Annotated in this window: 13 protein-coding genes; 3 read left to right on the forward strand and 10 right to left on the reverse strand. The window is 60.4% G+C overall.

Annotation, left to right across the window (positions count from 1 at the left end; all coding sequences use genetic code 11):
• Nucleotides 1–11 precede the first annotated feature (11 nt).
• The 3 genes from ald to FB478_RS04905 all read left to right on the forward strand — a co-directional run bounded on the left by ald (nucleotide 12) and on the right by FB478_RS04905 (nucleotide 2483).
• Nucleotides 12–1127, forward strand: a complete 1116-nt coding sequence (ald, locus tag FB478_RS04895) for an alanine dehydrogenase (RefSeq protein ID WP_110504007.1) — start codon at nucleotides 12–14, stop codon at nucleotides 1125–1127.
• Nucleotides 1128–1194: 67 nt separating this feature from the next.
• Nucleotides 1195–1452: a hypothetical protein gene (locus FB478_RS04900; RefSeq protein ID WP_110504006.1), complete on the forward strand. Its 258-nt coding sequence runs from the start codon at nucleotides 1195–1197 to the stop codon at nucleotides 1450–1452.
• 536 nt (nucleotides 1453–1988) lie between these two features.
• Entirely contained in the window at nucleotides 1989–2483 is a 495-nt protein-coding gene (locus FB478_RS04905; protein ID WP_235009456.1) for an HtaA domain-containing protein, read from the forward strand.
• A 220-nt stretch (nucleotides 2484–2703) separates the two neighbouring features.
• On the opposite strand, the gene FB478_RS04910 is transcribed toward FB478_RS04905, so the two are convergent.
• The 10 genes from FB478_RS04910 to FB478_RS04955 all read right to left on the reverse strand — a co-directional run bounded on the left by FB478_RS04910 (nucleotide 2704) and on the right by FB478_RS04955 (nucleotide 14416).
• Nucleotides 2704–3468, reverse strand: a complete 765-nt coding sequence (locus FB478_RS04910; protein ID WP_056387794.1) for a type 1 glutamine amidotransferase — start codon at nucleotides 3466–3468, stop codon at nucleotides 2704–2706.
• Nucleotides 3469–3731: 263 nt separating this feature from the next.
• Entirely contained in the window at nucleotides 3732–5516 is a 1785-nt protein-coding gene (locus FB478_RS04915; RefSeq protein WP_082581629.1) for a GAF domain-containing protein, read from the reverse strand.
• Between the two features lie 4 nt (nucleotides 5517–5520).
• On the reverse strand, nucleotides 5521–6681 hold the full coding sequence (locus tag FB478_RS04920) for an NAD(P)/FAD-dependent oxidoreductase (RefSeq protein ID WP_235009455.1): 1161 nt from the start codon (nucleotides 6679–6681) through the stop codon (nucleotides 5521–5523).
• The gene (locus FB478_RS04925) at nucleotides 6678–6914 is read right to left on the reverse strand and encodes a ferredoxin (protein ID WP_056332056.1); all 237 of its coding nucleotides are present in this window, start codon (nucleotides 6912–6914) and stop codon (nucleotides 6678–6680) included. Before FB478_RS04925 ends, FB478_RS04920 begins: the two co-directional genes overlap by 4 nt.
• 5 nt (nucleotides 6915–6919) lie before the next feature.
• Nucleotides 6920–8113 carry a cytochrome P450 gene (locus tag FB478_RS04930; protein ID WP_056387803.1) on the reverse strand — a complete coding sequence of 398 codons (1194 nt, stop codon included), beginning with the start codon at nucleotides 8111–8113 and terminating at the stop codon, nucleotides 6920–6922.
• On the reverse strand, nucleotides 8110–8850 hold the full coding sequence (locus FB478_RS04935; protein ID WP_056387806.1) for a gamma-glutamyl-gamma-aminobutyrate hydrolase family protein: 741 nt from the start codon (nucleotides 8848–8850) through the stop codon (nucleotides 8110–8112). The genes FB478_RS04930 and FB478_RS04935 overlap by 4 nt, the downstream gene beginning before the upstream one ends.
• A 1-nt stretch (nucleotide 8851) precedes the next feature.
• On the reverse strand, nucleotides 8852–9625 hold the full coding sequence (locus tag FB478_RS04940; RefSeq protein ID WP_056387811.1) for an SDR family NAD(P)-dependent oxidoreductase: 774 nt from the start codon (nucleotides 9623–9625) through the stop codon (nucleotides 8852–8854).
• A 60-nt stretch (nucleotides 9626–9685) separates the two neighbouring features.
• Complete coding sequence (locus FB478_RS04945) at nucleotides 9686–11131, reverse strand: glutamine synthetase family protein (RefSeq protein WP_235009454.1); 1446 nt, start codon at nucleotides 11129–11131, stop codon at nucleotides 9686–9688.
• 214 nt (nucleotides 11132–11345) lie between these two features.
• Nucleotides 11346–13052, reverse strand: a complete 1707-nt coding sequence (locus tag FB478_RS04950; protein ID WP_144599836.1) for a sulfite reductase flavoprotein subunit alpha — start codon at nucleotides 13050–13052, stop codon at nucleotides 11346–11348.
• Nucleotides 13049–14416, reverse strand: a complete 1368-nt coding sequence (locus tag FB478_RS04955; RefSeq protein WP_110504005.1) for an aldehyde dehydrogenase — start codon at nucleotides 14414–14416, stop codon at nucleotides 13049–13051. The genes FB478_RS04950 and FB478_RS04955 overlap by 4 nt, the downstream gene beginning before the upstream one ends.
• Between the last annotated feature and the right edge of the window lie 256 nt (nucleotides 14417–14672).

The following is a 14672-nucleotide window of genomic DNA, read 5'->3' on the forward strand; positions in this document are numbered from 1 at the left end:
AAGCATGAGTCATGATCATCTCCGTCCCCAAGGAAATCAAGAACAACGAGTTCCGCGTCGCCATCACGGCCGCCGGCGTGTATGAATTCAAAGCAAACGGCCACGACGTGCTCGTGGAAACCGGTGCCGGCGCTGGTTCCGGCATCAGCGATCAGGTGTACGCACTCGCCGGAGCCGAGATCGTACAGAGTGCAGAAGAGGCCTGGGCGCGGGCCGACATGGTGATGAAGGTCAAGGAACCCGTGGCATCCGAATACCGCCACTTCCGCGAGGGCCTGCTACTTTTCACCTACCTTCACCTCGCAGCGGAACCCGCACTGACCCAGGCGCTTGTCGACTCCGGCGTCACGGCCATCGCCTACGAGACCGTCCAGGAAGGCCGAACGCTGCCGCTGCTCGCACCCATGTCCGAGGTGGCCGGCAGGCTCTCCGTCCAGGTCGGTGCGACCTCGCTCATGGCGCCGGCAGGGGGCAAGGGTGTGCTGCTCGGTGGCGTTCCGGGCGTCCGTCCCGCCAAGGTTGTCGTCCTCGGTGCAGGTGTCGCAGGCACCAACGCCGCGGCCATGGCGCTCGGCCTCGGCGCCGACGTCACCATCCTGGACATCAACATCAACCGGCTGCGCGAACTCGACGCCCAGTACCAGGGCCGGCTCAAGACCGTGGCGTCGAACTCGTACGAGATCGAAAAGTCAGTTATCGATGCAGATCTCGTCATCGGCTCCGTCCTGATTCCGGGAGCGAAGGCACCCAAGCTCGTCACCAACGACCTCGTGGCCCGGATGAAGCCCGGCTCGGTCCTGGTGGACATCGCGGTGGACCAGGGCGGCTGCTTCGAGGACACGCACCCCACCACGCATCAGGAACCCACGTACAAGGTTCACGAGACGATCTTCTACTGCGTGGCCAACATGCCCGGCGCTGTCCCGAACACCTCCACCTACGCGCTGACCAACGTCACGCTCCGCTACGCGGTGGCTTTGGCCAACTACGGCGTCAAAGGTGCTTTCGACCGGCTCCCCGCTCTGGCCGGCGGTCTGAACGTGGCGGCGGGAAAGGTCACTCACAAGTCTGTCAGCGATGCCCATGGACATAACCTCGCCGACTGGCAGGACCTCGTAACGGTTTAGGACATCGGCTGTGCCTGCCCGATAGAAGGCAGGCACAGCCCGCTCCATAGGAAGGGCACGGCATCAAATGGCATTTCATCTGCAACCCAAATGGCAGCCGCTGGTCGGTCAACTGGTCATCGTGAAACTTCTGGATAAGGAGATCCGCCGCGGAGTTGTCGATGCAGTCACCGATGATGATCAAATCCTATGGCTCGACAGTCACGGCGCCGAGCCCCGCCGTCTCTTTCACCGGGCAGACGGTTTCAAGGTGTGGGTCGACTATAGATGGGAAACCGACAGGTCCAGCCTCTGCCCTGGCTTCCAGCATGCTGCTGCACCATGACGTGCCAACACTCCGCTGCCCCTGGACGCGTACAGCTTCTGGAACAGCTGCATGATGATAATGAGTTAGCAAGAGCCATTACCCGACTGCGCTCTGAAACAGTCCCGGATGAAGCGTCAGGCGTTCTTGTCACCTGGTACGGCCCTTGGTCCTACACCCTTGAACTCAGCCATCAGATTCCTCCTGGTCTCGTCTACGAGTGCGTCGCCCCTGAACAACTGAACTTCTCAGACTGATTCAGGACCGCCGGCCTGACTGGTCGAGCCCATCAGCGCCCCTCCCTCCAACGGCGGCGCGCTGGCGGCGCCCTTCCAGCAGGCTGTCGACCTCACGAGCCGACCGCGGGTCCACCGTCCTCACGGATAGGCACCAGGCACACAGCCGATGCGAACGCTGTGCCCGCAGTACATATCGATCATCTGAGCCGGCACGAAAATGGTCGAATATGAAGAGTCGGTAAGCCACTCCCATTCCTGGTGAGTCGGGAGCGGGAGCCCCACCGGCCGTGTGCAACCTGGCAACGAGAAGGAACCCTGATGTCCGAACTTCCTGTGGAAAGAGCAGATCTCGGCATGGCCTGGGCGGTGAAAGAGAGCTTTGTACAGTACGTGCAGTCTATGCGCGATGGACGCATACTCCTGCGCGAGGGTGCTGCCGTGACAAATACCCGACAGTTCTATTTCCCGTTCAGAAGCCTGGATCAATCCGACGGGAACAACTTTGTGCTCCAGTTCGGTGGAGAGGCCCGCTTCCTCGCCCATCACGGGCTAATGTCGGTCTCAATTTGCAACCCAAGAATTAAAGTCGGGCCCGACGGGGCATGCCTGTCCATCGAACAAGGAAACGAGATCGTGCACCTCGCCCATCTCAACTTGCCGGCGGTGTCGGTGGAAGAAGGCATCAATATGTGGGCAAATGTCCCGGTAGCTCTGACCAGCGCAGGAGCGGCTGTTTTCGCAGATAGCTACTCAGCCGGAGAAACACTGGCTCCACTGACCGTGAGAGCACCATCCATTGTGGAAGTATCCTGACCGCGTTCTGCGGGGGACTGGCGGCACCACTTGGGACACGGTGCTGGGCCAGGCATGAACACGCCGTGCCTTGCCCCGCTCCCGACGACTCGGTGGATCCGGGCACGAGAGACTGGCAAGGACCTGTTCCTGCCCGCAGACTCAATGGGTCCAGAGGCAGGAATCGCTGCATCGACTAGTGTGTCCAACCCGCGGCCGCAGCACCACCACGCACTGTTGGTTACTGAGTAGCCACTGTTGCGGTCGTTCGGACCAGGTGGGCGAAGCGTCGCGCCATCGCCTCGGTATGCTCCCTCACGATCTGGTCTTGATTCTCGAATGCTTTCATTCCGCGGCCGGCCCGCTCTACGGCATCCGTGTCATTCTCCTTGACCAGGGACAACCACTGGCGGTAGACCACCGGCGAGATTTCCGGGTGAAACTGAACTCCCCATGACATCTCGCCTACTCGAAAAGCTTGGTGCGGATACTGGGCCGTCATCCCGAGCCATACCGCTGACGGCGGGAGTTGTTCGATCATGTCCCCATGCATGGCGCCTGCGAAGAATGGACCCGGCAATCCGGCCATCAAGGGATCCTTGGCAGCATCGGGCCGTAATGCCACCTCTACGACCCCCGCCTCGAGGCCCTGGTCTCCCCTAGCCACGGTCCCGCCGAACGTCTGTGCCATCAGCTGAGCTCCAAGGCAGATCCCTAGCGTGGGCTTTCTATGTCTGTCGGCGGCCGCCATAAGGCGCCGGATGTCGGAAAGCCAGTGATAGGCATCGTCGTCCAAGGAGCTCATGTCTCCACCAAGAACCACCAAGGCGTCCTCCTGGATCACGTCCGGGATCACGTCGCCAATGAAAGGCTGGATAATTCTGGTGGTTATTCCCTCGTCATGCAGCCAAACACCGAGACGGTCCAGCGGGCAGTGGAAATCTGGCTGTATGACGAGTGCCTGCAGGGTACCGGTACCTCGGGGCAGGTTTGGCTGATTGGTCATGCTCGAATTCCTTATCGGGCGATCGGGGTTTCAGCGTTCGAAACCCCCGGTTGTGAAGGGACGGTGGCATCCCGTGCGGTTAACCCGGACACCAAGGCCCCATGGCCTTTAATCCCCGACCCCCGCGGACAACTTCAACGTAGCGAACAGCATCGCCGGGACCGCAGTGCCGTTTGCACATTAAGATCCAAATGTGTGTGCCACACCCTGGTGCTCTTGGGATCACGCGAATATTCCTCAGCGAACTCCGGCCGCTGTTGCCGTCATTGAAGAACCGCGCGGTGGCCTTCGCGCATCGCCAGTCGCGCTGCAATGCCCGTGGGAAGCCAGTCGCCGGCTTCTTCGAATGAATGACCGATGAGCTGCTCTACACGCTGGAGCCGTTGCCGGAGTGTGTTGCGGTGGATGTGCAGTTTTGAGACCGTGTCGGCAATGGATCCTTTGTTGGATAGGAGCATGGCGACTGTTTCGGCCAGCTGGGTTCCATTTTCCGCGTCGTAGTGCGTGAGGGACCTGAGTTCCGCGAGCACGTCCCTGATCTCCGCAGACATCCCTTCCCCAACAAGCGGCAGTTCCTGCAGGTGTTCTATGTCGCTGAAAGAGGTTACCCGTCTCCCGGATGTCCTGCCGACCAGTTCTGTCCATGCCAGTGCGGTTTCGGCGTCTGAAAGCGCTGGCTGCAGAGAGGCGACGTCCCGCGCCAGTGGACCTACGCCGGCGAAAGCTGAGACGCCACGGTGTTCGTCGAGGTCAGAAAGAGTTGTCTCCAACTTCGCCTTGATCTCTTCTCCGGAGCCGGAGGCGGTATCGATAAAGAGCAGGCTGAGGGGGCCTTCAGTGAAGACCAGGGATCGGGAGCCAGCCAGCTCCTGAAGATAGGGGGCGATGCGCCTGGACACCGCGTCAGAGTCGAATTTCAGCCGTTTCACTCGCACCAGAACCGGCAGAGTGCGGCCCTTGGACCAACCTGACTCCTCGAGAATCCGGGCGAATGTGCTCGTGCCGACGCTTCGGAGCAAGCGTGAAGCATGGGATGAACCGACGGACTCCAGTTCTACTGCTTCAAACAGAGCGGCCAGCTGAGAGCAAATGGCGCTCAGCCGATCGAGCTCTCTGGCGGAATAGCGGCGTGGACGATAGCACGTGACAATGCCCCGGGTGCTCGTCAGGCCAAAGGAGACAGATATCCGCTCGTGTCCAGCGACGTTGGATTCAATGAACTCGGACGTTGCCGTTCGTGAATGAGTGGTTCGAACCATGATTCCGCTCCGCTCGCCCTTGTCCATTGCAATGGCGGTGGGCGGCGACGTGGCTGGACCACGCCCGAAATATTCAATGACGCAGGCGTCCGAGCTCATGTGCTTAAGAATCGACCGGGCGGCCACCTGGGCGCACTGCAGGACGGAAGTGGCGGAGTTGATCGGGAAATCGACAAGGAAATGCGCTGCTGCGGATTGGCGCCGCAAGTCATCAACAGTCTCAGCCTGCAGCAGGCCGCTGGCAAGCAGCACGCCCACCTCGTCAGCAATCAGCTTCGACTCCCAGGTGAAGGTTTCCTCCTCATATGACCAGAGGCTAAACACGCCTAGCAGGGTCCCGGTCGGTGCCACGATCGGGACAACCAGCATCGAATTGAAATCTTCTTCTTGCAGTTCGCTGATGCTGACGAACCGCGGGTCCTGCTGAATGTTCTTGTTAAGGACAACCGACTGCCTAGTAAGCCCTACCCAGCCAGTTACACCTTCGCCGAGGCGAAGGGTGACTCTTCCCACTTGCTGGCTTTGCACTCCAGCGGTGCCTGCGCGCATGACAAGGACTTGTTCCTGTTCATCCCACAGGTAGACGAAAACCCCTGCTGAGTTTGTTGCCCTGGCTACCAAGTCCACTGCTCTTTGAGCAAGCGCGAGTGGATCCGGTCCTTCCATCATTAGCTGCGTGAGCTCGGACAAGGTATCTGCGCGAAGCTCTGCTATTTGGAGTTTATGGCGATAGTCAGCGGGCAGGGCCTCATTCGGTTGCGAGGCCGCGGGCTCAGCAGGGGGTTTCATGGTTTCAGCTTAGAAGGCTCATGCCCATGGACGCCCGGCTGAACTGCCGTGGCGCGTTGACGCCTATCCAAGCCACGTCCTCCTCCGCAGATCCAATCCGGTACAAGGCGGCGTTGCGTTCCTCTGCAGCGTATACCTGTACGAGTTCGCCTGCCGACGGAAGCATTCCGTGTACCTGTACCTTTCGGCCGAACTGCTCCGTCCACCCGTACGGAGCCTGTTCCAGTTCCGTGGAGTCGAAACCGGCAAAGTATTCAGCCAGGGCTGCGCCATGCCGTTGGGCCTGGGTCCAACTCTCGAACCGCCGAAAGGTTCCGTCCTCCGCCTGCCGGGCCGAAACGTCTCCGATAGCGAAGATCCCGTCGGCGATTTCACCGCTGGCCCGCAGGGCTTTCCCGTCCGCAGTGCAACGGACTCCGTTGGAAACGTCAAGCTCGCTATAGGTCAGCCATTCGGTATTGGGCCGCGCACCGATAGCGCTGATAACCAGGTCGGCGTGCAGGTCCAGGCCGCTGACCCGGACCGTCCAGTGCGCATTCGTTTTCTGAATGGATTCCACAGCAACCCCAAAATGAGTGACAACACCGGCCTGGTGCATCCATGCCTTCGCTTCCTCCCCAAGATGCCCCGAAAAGAAGCGCTGCATTGGTTGCGGAGCCAAATCCACTACCGTGACGGCAAGCCCACGTTGGGCGAGAGTAGACGCCAGTTCCGCACCAATGGTTCCGGCGCCGATGATGATCGCACTGGCAGCTCCTGCATCCACAGCGTTGCGCAGGGCCAGGGCGTCCTGGGCGGTTCTTAGGCTTAGAACGCCCGCTGGCTCGTTCGGCAGCCGGATTGAACCGGCTCCTGTTGAGATGACGACCGCGTCAGCAGCTACCTCTCCGAGCTTGTCCAGCAGGACAGTTCGCTTGTCGGTGAGCAGCCCGATCGCCTTTGCGTTGAGGATCGGTGTAGCCTCCGGCCACCACTCGGCCGGTTCAACGGGACCAGTGCCTAGAAGGAATTGCTTGGACAGCGGGGGCCTGTCGTAGGGCGCGTTCGGGTCTGAATCAATGACGATAAATTCGCCTGCAAAGCCCAGCTCGCGACTGCGTTCAATCAGCATTGCTGATGCAACCGAAGCGCCAATGACCGCAACCCGCTCTGGCAGATGTGTCACGACGCCGAAACCTCTGATGCTTTCTCGCTGGCCTCGTTCGTTTCCCGTTCCAGGATTGCCCGTTCGGGGCAGTTCCGGATGGCCTTTCGGACGTTGGGTTCATCGCCGCTGTTTTCGCGGCCAGGAATGACGTGCGCGTAGCCTTCCTCGTCGATCTCAAAGGTTTCGGGTGCCAGAGCCCAGCACCGGGCGTGGCCTTGGCAGCGCCCTCCGTCGACCCAAAGTTCTCCCATGGTGATCAAGCTCCAATCTTGAGGGTAAGCGGGCCGACGCCGTGCCACGGTTCGTCGTCATTCGCCCGTTCGAAGTGAGGGACAGCCTTCAGGAATTCCTCCATGGCGATAACCATTTCGGCGCGGCCAAGGTTCGAGCCAAGGCACCGGTGGATCCCTCCGCCGAAGGCCAGGTGGCGGTTGTCTTCGCGGTCAATCTTGATGTCATTGGGTTCTTCGTAGACCTCTGGGTCACGGTTGCCCGCGCCGAAGACGAGCACGACGCGTTCACCGGCCTTGATCTCCTGGCCCCGGACGACTGTGTCCTTCTTCGCGGTGCGGGCCATGGCCTGGACCGGGGAAAGCGTCCGCAGGAATTCTTCTGCAGCTGTGGGGATCAGGTCGGGGTTTTCACGCAACTGCTGCTGGGCCTGCGGGTTGCCGGCCAGGTACCAAAGGGCGGAACGGATCGCCCAGGCGGTCGTGTCCAGCCCGGCCAAGAAGAGCAGGTAGCAGTACGACAGCAGCTCTTCACGCGTGAGCTTCCGGCCTTTCACTTCCGCTTTCAGAAGCTGGGTGATCAGGTCATTGCCGGCTTCTGCTTCCGGTCCGGCCTTTTCCCGTTCGTCGAGAAGACGGTCGAAGTAGTCGTTGAGCTCGCGTCCGGCCGCGTATGCCTTTTCCGGATGAGCGGTCCGCTCATAGATGATCTCGTCAATCCACCGGTCGAAGATTGGCCAGTCCTGTTCCGGATATCCGGCCAGGCGGCTGAAGATAATGGTCGGCATCGGGCGGGCAAGCTTCGCCGAAACATCAACGACGTCGCCGGCTGCAAGGACTTCCTGGCACAGCTGCTTAGCGGTCTCCCGCATGCCGGGTGTCAGCTTTGAGATGTTCATGGGTGTGAACATCGGTAGCAGGATTTTGCGGAAGTCAGCGTGGGTCGGCGGATCGATGTCGATCGGAATCAGGGGGACGTCAGTGCCGAACGCCGGGAGGAGCATTGAGGGACCGACAGCGAAGGTGTCGGGGTCCTGCTCGGCGTTGAAGATATCCTCGCTTTTGGTGATGTACCAAAAGCCTCCATACTTGTTGCTGTGTCCAACAGGGCCGTTGGCCAGTATGTCCTGGTATTCGTCGAAAATGTTGTCGAGCGACCGTCCGTGGAAGTCAAAGTCTGACTTGTTGTGGCTGAGTCCCCGCTCAGTTTCTGTGCTCATGAGAATTGCTCCTGAAGTGGTTTCTGTGACTGTGCGTACGCTGCGGCCTTCTCCACGAGATCAACGAAGAGGGCCTTCTGGGCTTCGTGATAGTCGACCATGTGCTCGGGATGCCATTGGACTCCGATGAGGCGGGCATCATCGGCTTCAATTGCTTCGATGACGTCGCCTTCCCGTCCCACGACACGAAGACCTGTTCCGAGCTTTCCCAAGCCCTGATGGTGGTAGCTGTTCACGGGAATGCTCAGGCCTTTGGCGATCCGGGCAAGTTCGGAACCGGGCTCCAGCTGTACCTTGTGCCATGGTTCGTGTGAGGGGTGGTCCTGCCAGTGCCCCCTGTCCGGGCTCACTTCCTGGACGAGGTTTCCGCCGCGGATGACGTTGACAAGCTGCATCCCCCGGCAAGTGGCCAGGATGGGCAGGCCGCGAAGCATGGCCTCGTTGTAAAGTTCTATTTCGAAGTCGTCCCTGATGTCGCAGACGTCATAGACCGTGTCGATCGGGTCCTCGCCGTACAGCCGGGGGCTGATGTCGCCGCCGCCGGTGAGGAGGAGCCCGTCAAATCCTTCAAGAGCCGCATCCGGGATTGTTGCCGTGGACGGAAGAATGGCGGGACGGCCGCCCGCGGCAAGAACGCCGTTGGCGTAGGCCATGTTCTGGACCGTTGAAGGCATCGGGCCGAAGGCGGTATCGACGGTTTGCCGGGCCGCGGAAATGGCAATAAGGGGCGCCCGCATGTCAGTAAACCAGCCAACCACCGTCGACGTGGATGGTGGTACCGGTCACCCAGCTGGCCTCGTCGCTGGCCAGGAACGCGACGGCGTTGGCAACGTCAGAGGGCCGTCCGATTCGTCCGAGCGGCGTACGGTCGAGGAGGAACTTCACGGCCTCCTGGTTTTCCAGCACGGACTTGGTGAATGGGGTCTCGATGAAGCCGGGGGCGACAGCGTTGACGCGGATTTTGGAAGCTGCGGTTTCGATGGCCAAAGCCTTCGTGAACATAAGGAGTGCACCCTTGGATGCGTTGTAGTGGACCTGGGGGTGTCCGCTGCTGGCGATGACGATGTGGGCCTCGACAGAGGTGATGTTGACGATGGCACTGGTTGAATCGTCGCCCCGGGCGGCAGCGCCCTTCTCCAGCAGCGGCCGTGCGGCCTGGCTGACCAGGAACGGTCCGGTGGAGTTCACGGCGAAGACCTGGTCCCATTCCGCTACGCTCACGTCGTCGAAGTTGCTGCCCTTGACGATGCCTGCGTTGTTGACTAGGGTGTCGAGCCGGCCGAATTTTGCGTCGATCTCGGCCATGCCGCTGCGGACCGAGGCTTCGTCGGCGACGTCCATAACAACAGGCACCATTTCCGGGTGCTGGGCAATCAGACGCTCGAGCGCGGCCTCGTCACGGTCCAGGGCTACGACGGTGGCGCCCTCCTTGAGCAGCTTTTCTGCGATGGCAAGGCCGTTTCCGGACGCGGCTCCGGTGACTGCAGCGATCTTTCCGGGGTGAGTAGTCATTGGGTGCTTCTTTCTGAGTATTGAAAAATGGAAATGGAGCTCTTAGCGCGGTGTTGGGCGCTAGATTCGTTCCAGGTAACGTGCGATTTCGAAGTCGGTGACACTGGTCTGAAGCTTGCGGAGCTCCCAGCGCCTCGTCTGGACGTAGTGGGTAACGAACGTTTCGCCGAAGTACGCCTTGGCGACCTCGCTTTTCTCGAACTGTTCGATGGCCTGGTCGAGTGTTCCGGGCAGCTGCTTTACCTGGTGTCCTTCCTCCAGGGCGTAAGCGTTTCCTACCACCCGCTCCGGGGCAGTCAGTTCCTGCTCCACGCCGTGCAGGCCGGCGGCGATGCTTGCGGCGATGACCAGGTAGGGATTGGCGTCAGCGCCCGGTACCCGGTTTTCGATGCGTGCAGCACTGCCCTTTGACGGAATGGACCTGATTGCGACCGTACGGTTGTCGAGCCCCCAGGTGGCGCTGGATCCGGCCCACTGACCACCTTCGGTCCGCTTGTAAGAGTTGATGGTGGGCAGGTAGACGGCCGTGAGCTCCGGCGCCGTCTCGACGACGCCCGCCAGGTAGTTGTACCCGATGGCGCTCAGTTCGCCGGGCTCGTCGGCATTGGCGAAAGCTGACTTGCCAGATTCCGGATCCCAAAGGCTCTGGTGCATGTGTCCGGAAGAACCGGCCCACTCCGGGTTGATCTTGGCCATGAACGATGCCGTGTAGCCGGCTTCAGCTGCAGCCTCCTTGACGGTGGCTTTAAGCCGGAGGGCGTTGTCCGCGGCTGCGAGAGCATCCGAATAGTGGATGTTCATCTCGAACTGGCCTGGACCGTTTTCACTGTTGCTGGCCTCGATGAAAATGCCCTGCTCAGACAGGCGGCGTCGGATCTCACCGATGAGGAACTCGGTGCCTGTGTCCCTGACAAGGCTGTAGGTATGGCTGCCCGCCGTGATGGGGGTCAGGTCGCGCCAGTCCTTGGCGGCCAGGTCCGTCGGAGTGCCTTTGAGCAGGTAGAACTCGAACTCGTAGGCGCAGACTGGCGAGTATCCAAGGTCTTCGGCTTTCTGCACGACCCGCTTGAGAATGCTCCGGGGACAGATTGCCGCAGGCTCGCCCGACATCTCGTAAGCGTCGCAGATGACGGAAGCCACGCCGGGTTCCCCGGGAACGACCTTCAGGGTACTGAGATCGGGGAGGAGCGTCACGTCAGGGTAACCCGTGTCCCACCCCGTGTAGCTGAGATCAGAAATGATTTCGTCCTGAATGTCCCAGCCGAAGATGATGTTGCAGATATTCGTTCCGCTCTCAGCGACACTTTCCAGGAAGTACCTGGCAGGGATGCGCTTGCCGCGCCAAACACCGTCGAGGTCCACCACGCCCACTTTGAACGTTTTGATGTCGTTGTCGGAGACGAACTTTTGCAGTTCGTCATGCGCTGACGCCGCTGCGGATTGATCCTGCATGTCGATTGCCTCGAGTTCTTGGAGATCCTCCGGGACCTGTGTGATGGGATTCACTGTGTACCTCTTATCCTCATTGATATTGCTTACTAAAAACACTAAGAGCGGGATCCTATTGGCGTATGTGCAAGCTGCACATCATGATTGCCGGCTACATGCATGCGGTAAGGCAGATCACATCCAGAGCCGTACGTAGGCCAAGACTTTTTTCGAGTCCTGCCGAGTATCCGGGACACGAAAGCCCTGGTACTGGGCAGGGTTCAGATGGGGCCTAGTAGACGTCCTTGACGTAACGGCCCTCAGTCTTCATGGACTGCACGTAGTCGTACGCCTTTTCGCGGGTCATTGCGCCGTGGCTGCCCAGCACCGCCAATAGGGCTTCGTCGATATCAGGTGCTATCTGTTTCCCACCGCACACATAGACGGAAGCTCCGTCCGATAGCCAGGCAAAGATGTCTTCACCTTCTTCGCGGATCCGGTCCTGGACGTAGACCTTGCCCTGTTGATCCCGGGAGAAAGCCAGGCTGAGGCGGTCCAGCACACCGTTGCTCTGCAGTTCTTCCATTTCCGCCTGATAGAGCCAGGAAGGCCTTTCATGGCGGTCCCCGAAGAACAGCCAGTTCCGGCCCCGGGCTTGTGAGACTTCACGGTCACGGAGGAATCCGCGGAACGGGGCAACTCCGACACCTGGACCGATCATGATCACATCAGCTGAGCTGTCCTTGGGCAGGTGGAACTCGTGCGCGGGCAGCGGGAACACTTTCATAGCTTTTTTGGTGCGTGCGGCGGACTGGAGGAAAGCGCTGCACGCCCCCGAGTGCCGGCGCCCGGCGGTCTCGTATCGCACAGAGGAGACCGTCAAGTGGACGCGGTTGCCGTCGGCGAGGGGACTGGAGGCGATGGAGTACGACCGGTGCTGCAGAGGCCTCAGCTTTGAGAGGAACTCGCCGGGGTCGACATCTGTTGTCCGGGTTTCCTGCAGCACGTCCAGCATGTCCCGTCCCCACAGCCAGTTCTCCAGCGCGTTCCGGTCACCGGACTCGACCAGGTTCCGCACGGGATGATCCGGTGCGAGATCTTCAACGAGCCAGGCAACGATGCCCAGGTGGGGCAGCCGAAGCTCATAGTCGTTTTGAAGCGTCTCGCGTACAGTCTTGCCGTCCTCACCGAACGCCTCGCTGCCCTCGAGGCCAAGGAATTCGAGGAGGTTTTCCACGAGCTCGATGGAGTTGGTGGGGATTACGGCAAGTGAGTCACCTGGCCGGTAGTTGCGGCTGTCGCCGCTGACCTCAAGCTCATAGTGCCAGACCTCTTTTTCGGACTCTGGAGCGCTTAGGAGGCGGGCCTCGACGACGGTGGCAGTGTCAGGTTCCCGGCGTGTGCTTTTGGGCTGCTCGGCGGGGTTTGCTCCTGGAACAGTGGAGTCTTGCGGGCTGTTGTCCCGCTTCTTGGGAACAACTGTCGTGAAGGTCTCGAGCATGCCCTTGATCCACTTGCCTGACGTCAGGTCATAGTCGACATCGCAGTCGAGGCGGTCGAGGATTCTCTTGCCGCCGAGTTCGCCAAGGCGCTCGTCAAGGTCGATGCCGGCTTTGCAGAAGTCTTCGTACATGGAGTCGCCAATGGCAAGGACTGCGAAGGGAACGTCCCTGAAGAGGTCTGAGCCGGCGCTTTGAAGCTGATCCCAAAACGGTTGCGCGTTGTCCGGCATGTGGCCGTTGTCGTGTGTGGCGGTAACGATCAACAGGCGGTCCTTGCGTGCCGCATCTTGCGGGGTCAGCATGTCCAGGCTCATAAGCTCGGCTGAGTAACCCTGGCCGTTTGCCTTGTCCACGATCTTGGACGCAAGGAACTCAGCGTTCCCGGTCTGGCTGCCGTAGAGGACGCTGAGGGTCTGCACGGCGGTGTCTGTCTCACTGGATACTCCGTATGAGGTGCCTTGGTTGGTCCGAACCAGCTCCCCTGTGTCAGTTGTCACGGTTCTGTCCTTACAAATACGGTCTTGAGTTCTGTGTATGCCTCGATGGCAGCTTGGCCCAGTCCGCGGCCGATGCCTGACTGTTTGAAGCCGCCATAAGGTGTCTGGATTCGAATTGATGAGTTTGAGTTGACCGAGAGAGTCCCGGACTCGAGTGCCCGCGCCGTCCGCAGGGCCTGGCCGACGTCGTTGGTCCAGATGGAGCCGCTCAGGCCGTAGATTGAGCTGTTGGACAGCGCGATGGCTTCCTCTTCGGTGTCGAAGGGAATCACCGAGGCGATGGGGCCGAAAATTTCCTCGGTTGCCACCCGGCTCTTGGGGTCGGGGGCGATGACGATTCTGGGTGCCATCCAGAAGCCGGGGCCATCCGGTGCTTCACCGGCGGTGACGACGTTGAGCCCGTTTTCGAGGAAGCTGGAAACGGTGTCGCGGTGGGCAGCCGATACCAGCGGTCCGAGGTTGGTCTTGTCGTCCAGCGGGTTACCGATTTTCAGTGCCCGCGTAGTTTCGATGAATCCCTCAACGAACTCGTCGAAGATTCCCCGCTGCACGAGAAAGCGGCTGCGTGCACAGCAGTCCTGGCCCGTGTTGTCGAAGACCGACATCGGGGCTGCCCGCAGACACTTGGCGAGGTCGACGTCGTTGTAGACAATACTGGCGGACTTCCCGCCGAGCTCAAGAGAGACTCTTTTCATCGTCGTTGAAGCCGCTTGGACGATGGACCGGCCGACCTCGGTGGAACCAGTAAAACTTACTTTGTTAACATCCGGGTGTTCAGCGAGGGCATTGCCGATCCGGGCGCCCGAACCTGTGAGAACCTGAAGCGCGTCTCCGACGACGCCCAGTTCCTTCACGATTTCACCAAATCGGACAGTTGACAGGGGGGTAAGGGCGGCGGGTTTCACAATCACGGAATTGCCGCTGGCCAGTGCCGGCGCGATACTCCAGGATGCGATAGGCAGAGGGAAGTTCCAGGGGGCAATTACGGCCACCACGCCCAGCGGCTCGCGGAAAGTCATGCTGACGCCGCCGTCGACGGGAATGGTGTCTCCGAGGATCTTGTCCACCGTTCCGGCGTAGTACTTGAAGCACTCGGCGACACCAAGAACTTCCTGTCGGGCCGCCGCCAATGGCTTACCAACGTCGGTGGATTCGAGTAAGGCCAGTTCGTCGCTGTGAGCGATGACAGCATCGGCAATAGCCCAGAGGGCATCACGGCGTTCAGCCAGTGGCTTGCGGACCCAGGCGCGCTGGGCGGCCCGTGCGCGTTCGACCGCTGCATTCACGTCCGGCAGGTCGTAGGCGGGCACCTCGCCTATCTGTTCTTCTGTAGCGGGGTTGTAGACCGAAATAACGCTGCTCATAATCGGGTGCTCCTTCAGGAGAAGTGGGTTTTGTCGAAAATTTCCTAGTCCCGTGTGGAGTCTGGGAAGCTCCGTTAGTTCCGACAATGCCTGAGGAAACTGCGGCCAGCGAGTGCTGGGAGCACCACGATAACTAGCTGTATGTGCGTGGTGCACATTCCAGAAACTCTTCGGTCATCGGACCGCGTCCATTCTTTTGCCAGCCGGTAGCTGTGCATCAAGACCATGCGCAGGACGGATGTATGTGCAGGCTCAA

Origin of the sequence: Arthrobacter sp. AG367 (assembly GCF_007828995.1) — a bacterium.
Classification (GTDB): Bacteria; Actinomycetota; Actinomycetes; order Actinomycetales; family Micrococcaceae; genus Arthrobacter.

Excerpts from the sequence above, each read along its gene's own strand:
- ald (WP_110504007.1), top strand. The coding sequence starts at position 12 with ATGATCATCTCCGTCCCCAAGGAAATCAAGAACAACGAGTTCCGCGTC.
- FB478_RS04900 (WP_110504006.1), top strand. The coding sequence starts at position 1,195 with ATGGCATTTCATCTGCAACCCAAATGGCAGCCGCTGGTCGGTCAACTG.
- FB478_RS04905 (WP_235009456.1), top strand. The coding sequence starts at position 1,989 with ATGTCCGAACTTCCTGTGGAAAGAGCAGATCTCGGCATGGCCTGGGCG.
- FB478_RS04910 (WP_056387794.1), bottom strand. The coding sequence starts at position 3,468 with ATGACCAATCAGCCAAACCTGCCCCGAGGTACCGGTACCCTGCAGGCA.
- FB478_RS04915 (WP_082581629.1), bottom strand. The coding sequence starts at position 5,516 with ATGAAACCCCCTGCTGAGCCCGCGGCCTCGCAACCGAATGAGGCCCTG.
- FB478_RS04925 (WP_056332056.1), bottom strand. The coding sequence starts at position 6,914 with ATGGGAGAACTTTGGGTCGACGGAGGGCGCTGCCAAGGCCACGCCCGG.
- FB478_RS04930 (WP_056387803.1), bottom strand. The coding sequence starts at position 8,113 with ATGAGCACAGAAACTGAGCGGGGACTCAGCCACAACAAGTCAGACTTT.
- FB478_RS04935 (WP_056387806.1), bottom strand. The coding sequence starts at position 8,850 with ATGCGGGCGCCCCTTATTGCCATTTCCGCGGCCCGGCAAACCGTCGAT.
- FB478_RS04940 (WP_056387811.1), bottom strand. The coding sequence starts at position 9,625 with ATGACTACTCACCCCGGAAAGATCGCTGCAGTCACCGGAGCCGCGTCC.
- FB478_RS04955 (WP_110504005.1), bottom strand. The coding sequence starts at position 14,416 with ATGAGCAGCGTTATTTCGGTCTACAACCCCGCTACAGAAGAACAGATA.